The organism is Sphingomonas gilva (assembly GCF_003515075.1).
Taxonomy (GTDB): Bacteria; Pseudomonadota; Alphaproteobacteria; order Sphingomonadales; family Sphingomonadaceae; genus Sphingomonas; species Sphingomonas gilva.
On record NZ_QWLV01000001.1, the window covers coordinates 776,057 to 788,989 of the forward strand.

The following is a 12,933-nucleotide window of genomic DNA, read 5'->3' on the forward strand; positions in this document are numbered from 1 at the left end:
TGGGGAGGATTGCATGAGCGCCTTCGCCATGGACGCCGACTGGCTGCCCTTCCACCCCAGCCCGACCAGGCCGGCCTACACGCCGCCGCCGGGTGCGGTCGATGCGCATTGCCACGTCTTCGGCCCCGGCGACGCCTTCCCCTACGCGGCCGAGCGCAAATACACGCCGTGCGACGCGGGGCGCGAGCAGCTCTTCGCACTGCGCGACCTGCTCGGCTTCAGCCGCAACGTCGTCGTCCAGGCGACCTGCCACGGGACCGACAACGCCGCGATGGTCGATGCGCTGATCCATTCGGAGGGCAAGGCGCGGGGCGTCGCGACGGTCGGCGCCGACATCACCCGCGACGAGCTTGCGGCGATGCACGAAGCCGGCGTTCGCGGGGTCAGGTTCAACTATGTCAGGCGTCTCGTCGATCCCAAGCCCGATGCCTATTATCGGGCTATCATCGACAGGATCGCCGAGTTCGGCTGGCACATCGTCATCTATTTCGAGGCGGCCGACCTCGCCGAGAAATGGGATTTCTTCACCTCGCTGCCGACGACGGTGGTGGTCGATCACATGGGCCGGCCCGACGTCACGAAATCCGCCGACGGCCCCGAGTTCGCGCAGTTCCTGCGCTTCATGGAGCGGGAGAATGTCTGGTCGAAGGTGACCTGTCCCGAGCGGCTGTCGAAGTCCGGCCCGCCGACCTATGACGATTTCGTGCCGTTCGCGCGCAGCGTGGTCGAACGCTTCCCCGATCGCGTGCTTTGGGGCACTGACTGGCCCCATCCCAACCTCGCCATGGTCGGCCACATGCCGGATGACGGCTGGCTGGTCGACATGATCCCGCGCATCGCGCCCACCGCCGAGCTGCGGCGCAAGCTGCTCGTCGACAATCCGATGCGCCTCTATTGGCCTGAGGAGCAGGCGGCATGAACGCACCGCGCGACATCCACGCCTATCTGGCGGAGTTCGACGATATCCCCGGAACGCGCGTCTATACCGCGAAGCGCGCGCGGCAGGGCTATCACATGAACCAGTTCGCGATGAGCCTGATGAAGCCGGAGAACCGCGCCCGCTTCAAGGCCGACGAACGCGCCTATCTCGACGAATGGAAGCTCAGCGGGGAGCAGAAGCAGGCGATCCTCGACCGTGACTACAACCGCTGCCTCGATCTGGGGGGCAACATCTATTTCCTCGCCAAGGTCTTCTCGACCGACGGCAAGAGTTTCCTCCAGGCGGTCGGCACGATGACGGGGATGAGCCCGGAGGATTATCAGGCGATGATGATCGCCGGCGGCCGCTCGCCCGAGGGCGTCCGTTCGATCAGGGAGAAATGCTGATGGCCCGCATCACCGCCGGCATCGCCACCAGCCACATCCCCGCCGTTGGCGCCGCGCTCGACAACGGCAAGACGGGGGACGATTACTGGAAGCCGGTTTTCGCCGGCTATGACTGGGCAAAGGCGTTCGAGGCCGCGGAAAAGCCCGACGTCGTCATCCTGGTCTATAACGACCATGCTTCCGCCTTCGACATGCGGATCATCCCGACCTTCGCGATCGGCTGCGGCGAGGAATTCGCGCCGGCCGATGAAGGCTGGGGGCCGCGGCCGGTGCCGGTGGTCAAGGGGCATCCCGATCTCGCCTGGCACATCGCGCAGAGCCTGATCCTCGACGAATTCGACATGACGATCATCAACGAGATGGACGTCGATCACGGCCTGACCGTGCCCATGAGCCTGATGTTCGGCCAGCCGGAGGCGTGGCCGGTCAGGGTGATCCCGCTCGCGGTCAACGTCGTCACCTATCCGCCGCCCTCGGGCAATCGCTGCTGGGCGCTGGGCGAGGCGATCGCGCGCGCGGTCGAGAGTTTCGAGGAGGATCTGAACGTCCAGATCTGGGGGACGGGCGGCATGAGCCACCAGCTCCAGGGGCCGCGCGCCGGCCTGATCAACACGCCGTGGGACACCGCCTTCCTCGACAGGCTGACGGCCGATCCGGCGGCGCTCAGGCACATGCCGCATATCGAATATCTGCGCGAGGCGGGCAGCGAAGGGATCGAGCTGGTCATGTGGCTCATCATGCGCGGCGCGCTCGGCGAGCATGCCGAGGAGCTCAATCGCTTCTACCACGTCCCGGCGAGCAACACCGCGGTCGGGCACATCGTGCTGCGCCCCGGCGCACCGAATTCTACGGAGAGCAAGCCATGAAGATCGCCCTCGCCGGCGCCGGCGCATTCGGCGAAAAGCACCTGGACGGGCTGAGGAACATCGACGGCGTCGAGGTCGTCAGCCTCGTCGGCCGCCGGCTGGAGCCGACCCGGGCCGTCGCCGCGAAATACGGCATCGGCCATGCCTGCACCGACCTTGCCGAGGCATTGCAGCAGGATGTCGACGCGGTGATCCTCTGCACGCCCACGCAGATGCACGCCGCGCAGGCGATCCAGTGCATGGACGGGGGCAAGCACGTCCAGGTCGAAATCCCGCTCGCCGATAGCTGGGCGGACAGCGAGGCGGTCCTGAAGAAGCAGCAGGAAACCGGGCTCACCTGCATGGTCGGACACACGCGGCGCTTCAATCCCAGCCACCAGTATCTCCATGCGAAGTTCGCGGGGGGCGAGGCGCGCGTCCAGCAGATGGACGTCCAGACCTATTTCTTCCGCCGCCAGAACATGAACGCCAAGGGCGAGCCGCGCAGCTGGACCGATCATCTGCTGTGGCACCACGCCGCGCACACGGTCGATCTGTTCGCCTATCAGGCCGGACCCATCGTCAAGGCCAACGCGGTCGAAGGGCCGGTCCATCCCGATCTCGGCATCGCGATGGACATGTCGATCCAGCTGAAGGCAGAAAGCGGCGCGATCTGCACGCTCAGCCTGTCGTTCAACAATGACGGGCCGCTCGGCACCTTCTTCCGCTACATCTGCGACACCGGCACCTGGATCGCGCGCTACGACGATCTGGTGACGGGCAGGGAGGAACCGGTCGATCTCGCCGGCGTCGCGGTGTCGAACAACGGCATCGAGCTGCAGGACCGCGAGTTCGTCGCCGCCATCCGCGAAGGGCGCGAGCCGAACTCCAGCGTGGCGCAGGTGCTGCCCTGCTACCGCGTGCTCGGCGAGCTGGAACAGCAATTGGCGGCGGCGTGACGAAGCCGGCGCGAACGCGGGTCGCGATCATCGGCGCCGGCCCGGCCGGGCTGCTGCTCGGCCATTTGCTGCGCGCGGAGGGGATCGACTGCATCATCCTCGAACGCCAGTCGCGCGCCTATGTCGAAAGCCGCATTCGCGCGGGGGTGCTGGAGACGGTGACCACCGATCTGCTGCGCCGGCTGGGCATTGATGCGCGCCTGAACGCGGAAGGGCTGGTCGAGGACGGCTTCAACCTGGCGACCGACGATCAGGTCATCCGCGTCGATCTGAAGGCGCTGACCGGCAAGCACGTCACCGTCTACGGGCAGACCGAAGTCACACGCGATCTGATAGAGGCCGCGCCCGAGCGCGGGCTGGAGATCATATTCGAGGCGAAGGATGTCGAGCTGCACGACATCGAAAGCGACGCGCCCTTCGTCACCTATGTCGCGGACGGCGCGGCGCGGCGGCTCGACGCCGCCTTCATCGCCGGCTGCGACGGGTTCCACGGGCCCTCGCGCAAGGCGATCGGTGCCGGGGCCGAGTTCGAGCGCGCCTATCCGTTCGGCTGGCTGGGTATCCTCGCCGACGTGCCGCCATGCCATCCCGAACTGATCTACGCCAACACCGCGGACGGCTTCGCGCTCGCATCGATGCGGTCGCGCACGCGCAGCCGCTATTATATCCAGGTGCCGCTGACCGATCGGGTCGAGGACTGGCCCGAGGATCGGCTGTGGGACGAGCTCGAACGTCGCTTCACCCCGCTCGCCGACCGGCCGGTGGTGCGCGGCCCGGCGCTCGAGATATCGATCGCGCCGCTGCGTTCCTATGTGTTCGAGACGATGCGGCGCGGGCGGCTGTTCCTCGCCGGCGACGCCGCGCATATCGTGCCGCCGACCGGGGCGAAGGGGCTGAACCTCGCCGCGTCCGACGTCGTCTATCTCGCCGATGCGCTGATCGCCCGGCTCGCCCGGGATGACGAGAGCGGCCTCGCCGGCTACCAGGCCAGAGCGCTGGAGCGGATATGGAAGGCGGAGCGGTTCAGCTGGTCGCTGACCAGGCTGATGCACCGCTTTCCGGATGAGGGCGCGTTCGAGCACCGCATGCAGGTCGCCGAGCTCGATTATGTCGCCGGCTCGCGCGCGATGCAGACCGCGATCGCGGAAAACTATGTGGGGTTGCCGTTATGACCGATCTTCCGACCCGCCCGCTCGGCCCGTTCAGCGTCTCCGCGATCGGCCTCGGCTGCATGAACCTCAGCCACGCCTACGGCGTGCCGCCCTCTGAGGAGGACGGCGCGGCGCTGCTCAACCGCGCGCTCGATCTGGGCGTGACGCTGCTCGACACCGCGGCGCTCTACGGCTTCGGCAAGAACGAGCGGCTGATCGCCAGATCGGTGATGCACCGCCGCGCCGAATTCACCCTGGCGAGCAAATGCGTTCTCGACGTCTATGACGGCAAGCGCGGGCTCGACGGTTCGCCCGAAGCCATCGCACGCACCTTGGACGGCTCGCTCGAACGTCTAAACACCAATCATATCGACCTTCTCTATCTCCACCGCCTCGACCGGCGTGTGCCGATCGAGGACTCGGTCGGCGCGCTGGTCCGCGCGAAGGAAGCCGGCAAGATCGGCGCGATCGGCCTTTCGGAGATGTCGGCGGCCACCATCGAGCGGGCGCATGCCATTCACCCGATCGCGGCGGTGCAGAGCGAATATTCGCCCGCCGTCCGTAATCCCGAGGTCGCGGTGCTGGAGACCTGCCGGCGGCTGGGGATCGCATTCGTGGCGTTCTCGCCGGTCGCGCGCGGGCTGCTCGCCGGCGCGGTCCGCGGCGACGATTACACCGAGCATGATCTTCGCCTCACCATGCCGCGCTTCATGGGCGATCGCCTGCGCCACAATCTGGCGGTGGTCGACCGTTTCGATGCGCTCGCGGCAAGGCTGGGCATCGCGCCCGCGCAGCTCTCGCTCGCCTGGCTGCTGTCGCGCGGCGATCACGTCGTGCCGATCCCCGGCACGCGGCGGATTGCGCATCTCGAGGAAAATGTCGCTGCGGCGTCGATCTCGCTCGACGAGGCGGCGCTCGGTGAGATCGAGGAGATTTTCGCGCCGGGCGCGATCAGCGGCGCGCGCTACCCGGCGGGCGCGCAGGCGCAGATCGACACCGAGCTGCTGCCCGACGAAGAGCTCGAAGCGGCGTAGGCAGGGGCCTCAGATATCGCCCCATACGTCCCGCGCCACATCGATCACCAGCCGCAGCTTCGCCGCCTGCTGCTCGATCGCGATGTCGTTGCCGTGAACGGTGGAGGAAAAGCCGCATTGCGGTGAAAGCGCCATCTGCTCCAGCGGCATGTGCCGTGCGGCCTGGTCGATGCGCCGCTTGACGTCGTCGGCTTCCTCGAGTGCGCCCAGCTTGGTGGTGACCAGGCCCAGCACCACCCTCTTGCCCTTCGGCACATGGCGCAGCGGCGCGAAGTCGCCGGAGCGCGGATCGTCATATTCGAGGAAATACCCATCGACCGCGAGTTCGTTGAACAGCACCTCGGCGACCGGCTCGTAACCGCCTTCGGCCGCCCATGACGAACGGAAATTGCCGCGGCACAGATGCACGCAGACGGTCATCTGGGCGGGCCTGTCCCGGATCGCGTCGTTGATGATGCGGGCATAGAGGCGCGGCAGCGCGTCCGGATCCATGCCGCGCTTCCGGGCATTCTCACGCTGGGTCGCGTCGCACAAATAGGCGAGGTTGGTGTCGTCGAGCTGGAGGTAGCGGCAGCCGGCCTCGGCGAGGCTGGCGATCTCCGCGCGATAGGCGGCCGACAGATCGGCGTAGAATGCGTCGAGATCGGGATAGGCGGCAACATCGATCGCCTCGCGGCCGCCGCGGAAGTGCAGCATCGTCGGCGACGGGATCGTCACCTTGGGCGTCGCGCGCGTCGCATTTGCCAGAAACTCATAATCGCGACGCTGGATGTCGTGGACATGCGCCACCTTGCCCGTGATCTTCATTATCGGCGGCGCATATTCCAGTTCCTTGCCGCCATGCTGATGGAAATGCACCGCGGTCCCGCCGGCCTCTTCCACGCCATCGAGCTGGAGCAGGAAATCGGTATGGAAATAGGTGCGGCGGAACTCGCCGTCGGTAATGCCGCGAAGGCCGAGCTCCTCCTGGAATTTGACCACGCCGCGGATCGCCTCATCCTCGGCCACGCGCAGCGCGGCGGCGTCGATCTTGTCCGCCTTGAACGCGGCGCGGGCGTCGATCAGCGCCTTGGGGCGGAGGAAGCTGCCGACATGGTCGGCGCGGAAGGGGGGCGTGGGCATCCGGATTCTCCTTGCGACATTTGTAAGTGTTACATACAAAATGCTGCGACGATCGATACTGCAGCATGATGGAGAAGGCAATGACCTGGATCACCAACCGCTGGTATGTCGCCGCATGGGATTCGGAGGTTGACCGCGCGCCGATCGCGCGCACCCTCTGCGGCGAGCCGGTGATGCTCTATCGCAAGCTGGACCGCAGCGTGGTGGCGATGCGAGACGCCTGCCCGCACCGGCTGCTGCCGCTGTCGATGGGGTTCAAGGAAGGCGATTCGGTGCGTTGCCGCTACCACGGGCTGCTGCTGGGGCCGGACGGGTGCGCGACCGAGATGCCGATCAGGTCGGAAAAGGTGCCCAAGGCGGTGTGCGCGACGCTGTATCCGGTGGTCGAGAAGCATCGCTTCGTGTGGGTGTGGATCGGCGAGGCTGCCAAGGCCGATCCGGCGCTGATCCCCGATTTCTGGCCGTGCAGCGCACCGGGCTGGACGTTCGACGGCGGGTATAATCGCATCGCCTGCGATTACCGGCTGGTGATCGATAACCTCATGGACCTGTCCCACGAGACCTGGGTGCACCAGGGGTCGATCGGGCAGCACGAGATCACCGAGGCGCCGATCGAGACGGTAGTGGACGGCGAGGAGGTGCTCGTGCGGCGCTGGATGCCGGGAATCGAGCCGCCGCCCTTCTGGCGCGACGCGCTCAAATCGGCGGGACCGGTCGATCGCTGGCAGGTGTGTCACTTCCTGCCGCCCTCATCGGTGCTGATCGATGTCGGGGTTTCGCCGAGCGAGGCGGGGGATACGATCGAGCGGCACGATTCGGGGGTGCGCGGTTTCGTGGTGGATGCCATGACGCCCGAGACCGAAACCACGACTCACTATTTCTGGGGCATGGCGCGCAACTTCGACATCGACGATGCCGGCTTCACCGCGCGGTTCAAGGCGCAGCAGGGCCAGGTGTTCGACGAGGATGTCGAGGTGCTCGAGGCGCAGCAGCGCAGCATCGTGGTCAACCCCGACATGAAGCTGCGCGGCTATTCGATGGACCAGGGCAGCGTTCGGGCGCGGGCGATCATCAAGCGGCTGGTCGAGGCCGAGGCGGCCTGATGGCGAAAATCTCCCGCGGCGAACTCGACAGGAATCTGGGGCTGAGGCTGCGTCGGGCGCATGGCGCCGTGCAGCGGCACTTCGGGGAGCATTTCGCCGGACTGGGGCTGACGCAGAAGCAGGTGTCGGTGCTGTGGCTGACCGGGGATCATCCCGACCTCGCCCAGACCGACCTGGCCGGCGCGCTCGACATGGACCGGGCGACGACGATGGCGCTGGTACATGGCCTGGAGAAGCGCGGGTTCGTATCGCGCAGCCCCTCCACCACCGATGGACGGCGGATCGCATTCCGTCTCACCGGCGCGGGCGAGGCGCTGCTGGCTCAGGCGAAGACCGCGATCGCCGAGCATGAGGCATGGCTGAAGGGACGGTTCAACAACGCCGAGCTGACGGCGCTTGAGGAAATGCTCGCGCGCATCTATCGCTGAACTTGTTAAAGGACATAACAAACCGGAGAGCCTTGGAGGGGATATGGCTACCGATCCGCGCGCGGTGATCGACCGCGAACCGATGTCGCGCTTCCAATGGGGCGTCGTCGCGACGATGGTCGGGCTGAACGCGCTCGACGGGTTCGACGTGCTCTCGATCAGTTTCGCTTCTCCCGGAATCGCCGCGGACTGGGGGATCGACCGCGCGGCGTTGGGCATCGTGCTGTCGATGGAGCTGATCGGCATGGCGGTGGGATCGCTGTTCCTCGGCGGCATCGCCGATCGGATTGGACGGCGCGCGACGATCCTTTCCTGTCTCGCCTTGATGACCGTCGGCATGCTTGGCGCCGCGAGCGCGAACGGCGTGGAAATGCTCTCGGCATGGCGCGTGCTGACCGGGCTCGGCATCGGCGGCATGCTCGCCGCGACCAACGCGGCGGTGGCGGAGGCGGCGAATGCGAAGCACCGCTCGCTCGCCGTGGTGCTGATGGCGGCGGGCTATCCGGTCGGCACCATTATCGGCGGATCGATTTCCGCCGTGCTGCTGTCGATATATGATTGGCGCGCGGTGTTCGTGTTCGGCGCGGCCTGTTCGATATTGTTCATCCCGCTGGTCTTGTGGCGCGCGCCCGAGTCCGTCGCCTTCCTGATGCACCAGCGCCCGCCGGATGCGCTCGAGCGGATCAACGCGGCGCTCGCGCGGATGGGTCACCCGCCGGTCGATGTCTTGCCCGCTCCGGAGCCGGCGGCGCGCAAGGCGCCGCTGATCGATCTCTTCTCGCCCGTGCTGGTGCGCCCGACGGTGCTGCTCACGCTCGCCTATCTCGCGCACATCATGACCTTCTACTTCATCCTCAAATGGATTCCGAAGATCGTGGTGGACATGGGCTTTCCGCCGCCCGAGGCCGCGGGCGTGCTGGTGTGGGCGAGCATCGGCGGCGCGACCGGCTCGCTGATCCTGGGGCTGCTGACGGGCAAGATCCGGCTGCTCGCGCTCACCATCGTCGCGATGCTGCTCTCGACCGCGCTGGTGATCGTGTTCGGCCGCGCGCAGACCGATCTCGCCGCGCTGTCGACCGTCGCCGCGCTGGCGGGCTTCGCCACCAATGCGGGCGTGGTCGGGCTCTACGCGCTGATCGCCCAGACATTCCCCACCGGGGTCCGTGCGACCGCGACGGGGTTCGTCATCGGTGTGGGGCGGGGGGGATCGGCGCTTGCTCCCGCGCTGGCGGGCTTCCTGTTCGCCGCCGGCTACGGCCTGCCGACGGTGGCGATCCTCATGGCGATGGGATCGGCGCTGGCGGCGATCGCGCTGCTCGGCATGCGCCGACGGACGGTGAGCGCTTGAGGGCGCGGGCGCTTGCGCTATAGTCGCCGCCTGGATCGCCAATGGAGGGCAGGGGTATAGCTACGCGGGCGGGCAATGGCGACGATATCGCCCTCGGCATTCTTGACGACCTGGCCGGATATCATCTGCGCCGCGCCTCGTCGGTCTTCGCCAACGATTTCGCGCGCGCCCTGGCGGGAACGGGCATGCGGCAGGTGCTGTTCGGCATTCTGTCGATCATCGCCGCGAACCCGCGAATCAATCAGGGAAATGTCGGCCGCGCGCTCGGCATCCAGCGGGCCAACATGGTCAGCCTGGTCAACGAGCTGGTCGATCGCGACCTCGTCCTGCGCGAGGTCGCCGCCGATGATCGCCGCGCCTTCTCGCTCACCCTGACGCCGGCCGGCCGGAAAATAGTCGCCCAATGCGTGAAGCTGATCGAAGCGCATGAAGCGCGCCTCCTCGCCGATCTTTCGGCGAAGGAGAGGACGGCGCTGATCGCCATGCTCAGCCGTATAGAGGCGAAGGAAGCCTGACCCTCAGCCTCGTCCCGCATGGGCGCGGAGGAAATCCAGCACCGTGCGGTTGAACGCGTCCGGCTGCTCCCAATAGGCCGAATGCCCGGCCTCGGCGATCACCGCCGATCGCGCGCGCGGTATCATCGCGGCCAAGGCCCGCGCGCGTGCCGGGGGAAGATAGGGATCGGCGTCGCCGGTGACGATCAGCGCGGGAACGGTGATGCGGCCAAGCGCGGCGAAATCGATCCGGTTCCGCGCCGGCTGGTCAACGCGTCGGCCCGATGCGGTGGCGGCGTGCTCCAGCTCGATCCAGCGCGCGCGGCCCGCTGGATTGGCGAAGCGGTAGGAACCGCACAGCTCGCGGAAATCCGGCGGCATCTGCCGGAACCCGGGCGGAGTGAGCATGGCGCTGTCGCTGCGCCAACGCTCTTCGACGATACCGGCAAGGCTGCAGGCGATGGTGATCGTCCGCAGCCGCTCGGCCCGGCTCAGCGCCGCATCGGGCACGATAAATCCGCCGGCGGCCGATCCGATCAGGTGGCAGCGCTCCACCTCCAGCGCATCGAGTACGGCGAACAGGTCGTCGACGGCGGTTCCCGGGGTGTCCACCGATCCCGGCTCCGACAGCCCTCGGCCGCGCCGCGAATAGGCGATGACGCGGTATCCCGCATCGGCGAACACGGGCTGCTGATAGCCCCAGACAGCGTTGCTGCCGGTATTGGGATGGAGCAGCACCACCGCCTCGCCGGGGCCGCCCGTATCCCAGCAATCGAGCCGCGTGCCGCCGACGTCGATCGCGTGACGGCGTGCGGGGCGTTGCTCCGGCTCGGGACGCCAGCGGGCGGGCTGCGCCGCGCCTTCCGCGACGGCCGCCGCGGCCAGCGCTCCGGCCGCCGCCTTCAGTGCGCCGCGACGATCGGTCATTTGCCCGTGAAGACCGGCGGGCGCTTCTCGACGATGGCGCGGGTCGCCTCGCGGGCGTCGTCGCTGCGCATCAGTTGCGTCGAATAGCGCTGTTCGTGCGCATAGCCGATATCGACCGGCAGCTCCTCGGCCTCGTTCATCGATTTCTTGCCCACGCGCAGGCCCAGCGGGCTCTTGGCGGCGATCCTGGCGGCGAGCGCGTCGACCGCACCGGAAAGGGCGTCGGGCTCGACCAGCTGGTCGATCAGGCCGATGCGATATGCCTCCGCCGCGTCGATCGGATCGCCGGTGAACCACATCAGCCGCATCGCGCCTTGCGGGACGAGGCGGCCGACATGCGCAGTGCCGCCGCAGCGCCCGACATTGATCTCCGGCATGCCGAAGCGCGCGCGGGTCGATGCGATGCGGATGTCCGCGCAGGCGGCGATGACGCATCCGGCGCCCAGCGCGGGGCCATCGACGGCGGCGATCACCGGGATCGGGCAGTGGCGGATCGCCTCGAACGTGCGGCGGACATTATAGGCGCTGGCGGGATCGTCCTCGATCGTTGCGCCCAGGAACTCCTTCAGATCCTTGCCGGCGCAGAACGCCTTCTCGCATCCTGACCGCAACACGACGACGCTGATGTCGTCGCGCGCGACCATGCGGAGGAACACGTCGCCGAGCTCGGCGTAAAGCGCGGACGTGAGCGCGTTCACCGGCGCGTGGTCCATGATCACATGGGCGATGCGTCCGTCCTGCTCGATACGAATTCCAGCCATGCAGTCAGTCCTCGATAGTGGGAAAGCGGTAAAGCGCCGCGGGATTGGCGGACAGGATCGCGCCCGCGTGCGGTCCGGCCCAGTCGGCGATCAGATCGAGCAGACGGGCGACGTCCGGCGCGTCCTCGCCCTTGCGGATGAACGGGAAATCGGTGCCCCAGACGAGCCGCGCCGGATTCGCTGCGATCAGTGCGTCCTGCAGCCGGCGTGCGGGCAGCGCGTCCTCCAGCCGCCGCGCGGTGCGGCACAGCACCAGCTTCACCCAGACGGCGCCCGCGGCGACATGGCGCAGGACGCGCCTGAAATCGGGATCGTCCGGATCGGTCTCGGCCGATGCCCCGGCGAGATGATCGAGCACGATCGGAACGCCGCGCCCGCCATGTTCGTCGCAGATCGCGGCGGCGTCGGTGAGCGAAGCCCAGACCTCGGCATGCCAGGCACGCGCGGCGAGCCGGGGACGCAGGGCGTCGAGCTGTGCGATGGCGACATTGCCCGGATAGCGCGCGCCGGTGCCGGGCACGCGCGCCTCGACGAAGCGCACGGCGGTGACGCCCGCGGCATCGAGCCTGTCGAATTCGGCCTCGTCGCTGTCCCCGTCCAGCAAGGCCACGCCGCGCAGCCGGCCCTTCGATCGCGCCAGCGCGTCGACGAGGACGCGGTGATCGCTGCCATAGGCGGAAGGCTGGACGATCACGCCGCGCGCCAGCCCGACCGCTTCGAGCACCGCGCGATGCGCGGCAAAGGGCGCGGCGGGAAGGGGATAGGCCGGCGCGCCCTCGGTCGGCGCGCCGGGCGAGAAGATATGGGTGTGGCAGTCGCACGCCCCCGGCGGCGCGGTGAAGGCGGGCGTCGTCGGCATCGGCCAGCCGCTCATCGCCGGTCGCTCTCGGCCAGCGGACGGGCGCCGTCGGGCGGCAGGATCGCCTGGGCGTTCAGCATCAGCGCGACCATCGAATAATAGCCGATCAACGCCACCAGCTCGACCATCGCCGGCTCGCCGATCGCCGCCGTGATGCGGGCGTGGAGAGCGTCGGCGACGTCGCCGCGCGCGAGCAGCGTCGCGGTGAAATCGTGAAGGTCCGCCTCAAGCGCGTCGCCGAACGGCGGCGGCGATCGGTCGCGGATCGCGGTGATGACGCGCTCATCGATCCCGGTGGCTGCCGCCTCGCGCGCATGGATCTGCCATTCCAGCTCGCTCGACCAGTGCCGCGCGACCGTCACGATCACCAGCTCGGACTGGCGCGGGGTCAAGGCGGTCCGGTAGCGCAGATGGGCGCCGATTTCCTGCCACGGGCCGGCGAGCGCCGGCACCCGCAGCACTGCGCGCAGCGGCCCCACCAGCTTGCCGCGGGGCCCGTCAAGAATGGCTTGGTGGATCGCGCGCTGCTCGGGCGTCGGGTCGGCGAGATTCTCGTAGAGCGTGATCCGCGCCATC

At 68.0% G+C, this 12,933-nt stretch carries 15 protein-coding genes; 10 read left to right on the forward strand and 5 right to left on the reverse strand.

The features are described 5' to 3' along the window. The first annotated feature begins 13 nt into the window (after nucleotides 1-13). Genes D1610_RS03735 through D1610_RS03760 form a run of 6 tightly spaced genes read left to right on the forward strand, consistent with a single transcriptional unit; the run spans nucleotide 14 to nucleotide 5,315 of the window. Nucleotides 14-919 (forward strand): amidohydrolase family protein, encoded by a 906-nt coding sequence (locus D1610_RS03735; protein ID WP_118862735.1) that lies wholly within the window; start codon nucleotides 14-16, stop codon nucleotides 917-919. Further along, nucleotides 916-1,326: a protocatechuate 4,5-dioxygenase subunit alpha gene (gene ligA / locus D1610_RS03740; RefSeq protein ID WP_118862736.1), complete on the forward strand. Its 411-nt coding sequence runs from the start codon at nucleotides 916-918 to the stop codon at nucleotides 1,324-1,326. The genes D1610_RS03735 and ligA overlap by 4 nt, the downstream gene beginning before the upstream one ends. Continuing rightward, nucleotides 1,326-2,192 (forward strand): class III extradiol dioxygenase subunit beta, encoded by an 867-nt coding sequence (locus D1610_RS03745; RefSeq protein WP_118862986.1) that lies wholly within the window; start codon nucleotides 1,326-1,328, stop codon nucleotides 2,190-2,192. The genes ligA and D1610_RS03745 overlap by 1 nt, the downstream gene beginning before the upstream one ends. Beyond that, complete coding sequence (locus D1610_RS03750) at nucleotides 2,189-3,130, forward strand: Gfo/Idh/MocA family oxidoreductase (RefSeq protein ID WP_118862737.1); 942 nt, start codon at nucleotides 2,189-2,191, stop codon at nucleotides 3,128-3,130. Before D1610_RS03745 ends, D1610_RS03750 begins: the two co-directional genes overlap by 4 nt. Continuing rightward, entirely contained in the window at nucleotides 3,127-4,302 is a 1,176-nt protein-coding gene (gene pobA, locus D1610_RS03755) for a 4-hydroxybenzoate 3-monooxygenase (RefSeq protein ID WP_182466681.1), read from the forward strand. The genes D1610_RS03750 and pobA overlap by 4 nt, the downstream gene beginning before the upstream one ends. Further along, entirely contained in the window at nucleotides 4,299-5,315 is a 1,017-nt protein-coding gene (locus D1610_RS03760) for an aldo/keto reductase (protein ID WP_118862739.1), read from the forward strand. Before pobA ends, D1610_RS03760 begins: the two co-directional genes overlap by 4 nt. A 9-nt stretch (nucleotides 5,316-5,324) precedes the next feature. On the opposite strand, the gene D1610_RS03765 is transcribed toward D1610_RS03760, so the two are convergent. Then, nucleotides 5,325-6,437: a 5-methyltetrahydropteroyltriglutamate--homocysteine S-methyltransferase gene (locus tag D1610_RS03765; RefSeq protein ID WP_118862740.1), complete on the reverse strand. Its 1,113-nt coding sequence runs from the start codon at nucleotides 6,435-6,437 to the stop codon at nucleotides 5,325-5,327. A gap of 80 nt (nucleotides 6,438-6,517) precedes the next feature. On the opposite strand from D1610_RS03765, the gene D1610_RS03770 reads away from it, so the two are divergent. The 4 genes from D1610_RS03770 to D1610_RS03785 are packed head-to-tail and all read left to right on the forward strand — an operon-like array spanning nucleotide 6,518 to nucleotide 9,831. After that, nucleotides 6,518-7,540: an aromatic ring-hydroxylating oxygenase subunit alpha gene (locus D1610_RS03770; RefSeq protein WP_118862987.1), complete on the forward strand. Its 1,023-nt coding sequence runs from the start codon at nucleotides 6,518-6,520 to the stop codon at nucleotides 7,538-7,540. After that, nucleotides 7,540-7,968 (forward strand): Saro_0803 family transcriptional regulator, encoded by a 429-nt coding sequence (locus D1610_RS03775; RefSeq protein ID WP_118862741.1) that lies wholly within the window; start codon nucleotides 7,540-7,542, stop codon nucleotides 7,966-7,968. Before D1610_RS03770 ends, D1610_RS03775 begins: the two co-directional genes overlap by 1 nt. A 43-nt stretch (nucleotides 7,969-8,011) precedes the next feature. Continuing rightward, complete coding sequence (locus tag D1610_RS03780) at nucleotides 8,012-9,316, forward strand: MFS transporter (protein ID WP_118862742.1); 1,305 nt, start codon at nucleotides 8,012-8,014, stop codon at nucleotides 9,314-9,316. 41 nt (nucleotides 9,317-9,357) lie between these two features. Further along, nucleotides 9,358-9,831: a MarR family winged helix-turn-helix transcriptional regulator gene (locus tag D1610_RS03785; protein ID WP_118862743.1), complete on the forward strand. Its 474-nt coding sequence runs from the start codon at nucleotides 9,358-9,360 to the stop codon at nucleotides 9,829-9,831. 3 nt (nucleotides 9,832-9,834) lie between these two features. Here D1610_RS03785 and D1610_RS03790 read toward each other — a convergent pair whose 3' ends face one another. The 4 genes from D1610_RS03790 to D1610_RS03805 are packed head-to-tail and all read right to left on the reverse strand — an operon-like array spanning nucleotide 9,835 to nucleotide 12,932. Next, nucleotides 9,835-10,737 (reverse strand): alpha/beta fold hydrolase, encoded by a 903-nt coding sequence (locus D1610_RS03790; RefSeq protein ID WP_118862744.1) that lies wholly within the window; start codon nucleotides 10,735-10,737, stop codon nucleotides 9,835-9,837. Then, on the reverse strand, nucleotides 10,734-11,498 hold the full coding sequence (locus D1610_RS03795; protein ID WP_118862745.1) for an enoyl-CoA hydratase/isomerase family protein: 765 nt from the start codon (nucleotides 11,496-11,498) through the stop codon (nucleotides 10,734-10,736). The genes D1610_RS03790 and D1610_RS03795 overlap by 4 nt, the downstream gene beginning before the upstream one ends. A 4-nt stretch (nucleotides 11,499-11,502) precedes the next feature. Beyond that, on the reverse strand, nucleotides 11,503-12,372 hold the full coding sequence (locus tag D1610_RS03800; protein WP_118862746.1) for an amidohydrolase family protein: 870 nt from the start codon (nucleotides 12,370-12,372) through the stop codon (nucleotides 11,503-11,505). Continuing rightward, nucleotides 12,369-12,932, reverse strand: coding sequence for a carboxymuconolactone decarboxylase family protein (locus D1610_RS03805; protein WP_118862747.1), 564 nt, complete (start codon nucleotides 12,930-12,932; stop codon nucleotides 12,369-12,371). The genes D1610_RS03800 and D1610_RS03805 overlap by 4 nt, the downstream gene beginning before the upstream one ends. Between the last annotated feature and the right edge of the window lies 1 nt (nucleotide 12,933).

Bases quoted from the DNA above. Each gene is read 5' to 3' on its own strand.
- D1610_RS03800 (WP_118862746.1), bottom strand. From the start codon at position 12,372: ATGAGCGGCTGGCCGATGCCGACGACGCCCGCCTTCACCGCGCCGCCG.
- D1610_RS03770 (WP_118862987.1), top strand. From the start codon at position 6,518: ATGACCTGGATCACCAACCGCTGGTATGTCGCCGCATGGGATTCGGAG.
- D1610_RS03795 (WP_118862745.1), bottom strand. From the start codon at position 11,498: ATGGCTGGAATTCGTATCGAGCAGGACGGACGCATCGCCCATGTGATC.
- D1610_RS03780 (WP_118862742.1), top strand. From the start codon at position 8,012: ATGGCTACCGATCCGCGCGCGGTGATCGACCGCGAACCGATGTCGCGC.
- D1610_RS03750 (WP_118862737.1), top strand. From the start codon at position 2,189: ATGAAGATCGCCCTCGCCGGCGCCGGCGCATTCGGCGAAAAGCACCTG.
- ligA (WP_118862736.1), top strand. From the start codon at position 916: ATGAACGCACCGCGCGACATCCACGCCTATCTGGCGGAGTTCGACGAT.
- D1610_RS03735 (WP_118862735.1), top strand. From the start codon at position 14: ATGAGCGCCTTCGCCATGGACGCCGACTGGCTGCCCTTCCACCCCAGC.
- D1610_RS03745 (WP_118862986.1), top strand. From the start codon at position 1,326: ATGGCCCGCATCACCGCCGGCATCGCCACCAGCCACATCCCCGCCGTT.
- D1610_RS03790 (WP_118862744.1), bottom strand. From the start codon at position 10,737: ATGACCGATCGTCGCGGCGCACTGAAGGCGGCGGCCGGAGCGCTGGCC.
- D1610_RS03805 (WP_118862747.1), bottom strand. From the start codon at position 12,932: ATGGCGCGGATCACGCTCTACGAGAATCTCGCCGACCCGACGCCCGAG.
- D1610_RS03775 (WP_118862741.1), top strand. From the start codon at position 7,540: ATGGCGAAAATCTCCCGCGGCGAACTCGACAGGAATCTGGGGCTGAGG.
- D1610_RS03785 (WP_118862743.1), top strand. From the start codon at position 9,358: ATGGAGGGCAGGGGTATAGCTACGCGGGCGGGCAATGGCGACGATATC.
- D1610_RS03765 (WP_118862740.1), bottom strand. From the start codon at position 6,437: ATGCCCACGCCCCCCTTCCGCGCCGACCATGTCGGCAGCTTCCTCCGC.
- D1610_RS03760 (WP_118862739.1), top strand. From the start codon at position 4,299: ATGACCGATCTTCCGACCCGCCCGCTCGGCCCGTTCAGCGTCTCCGCG.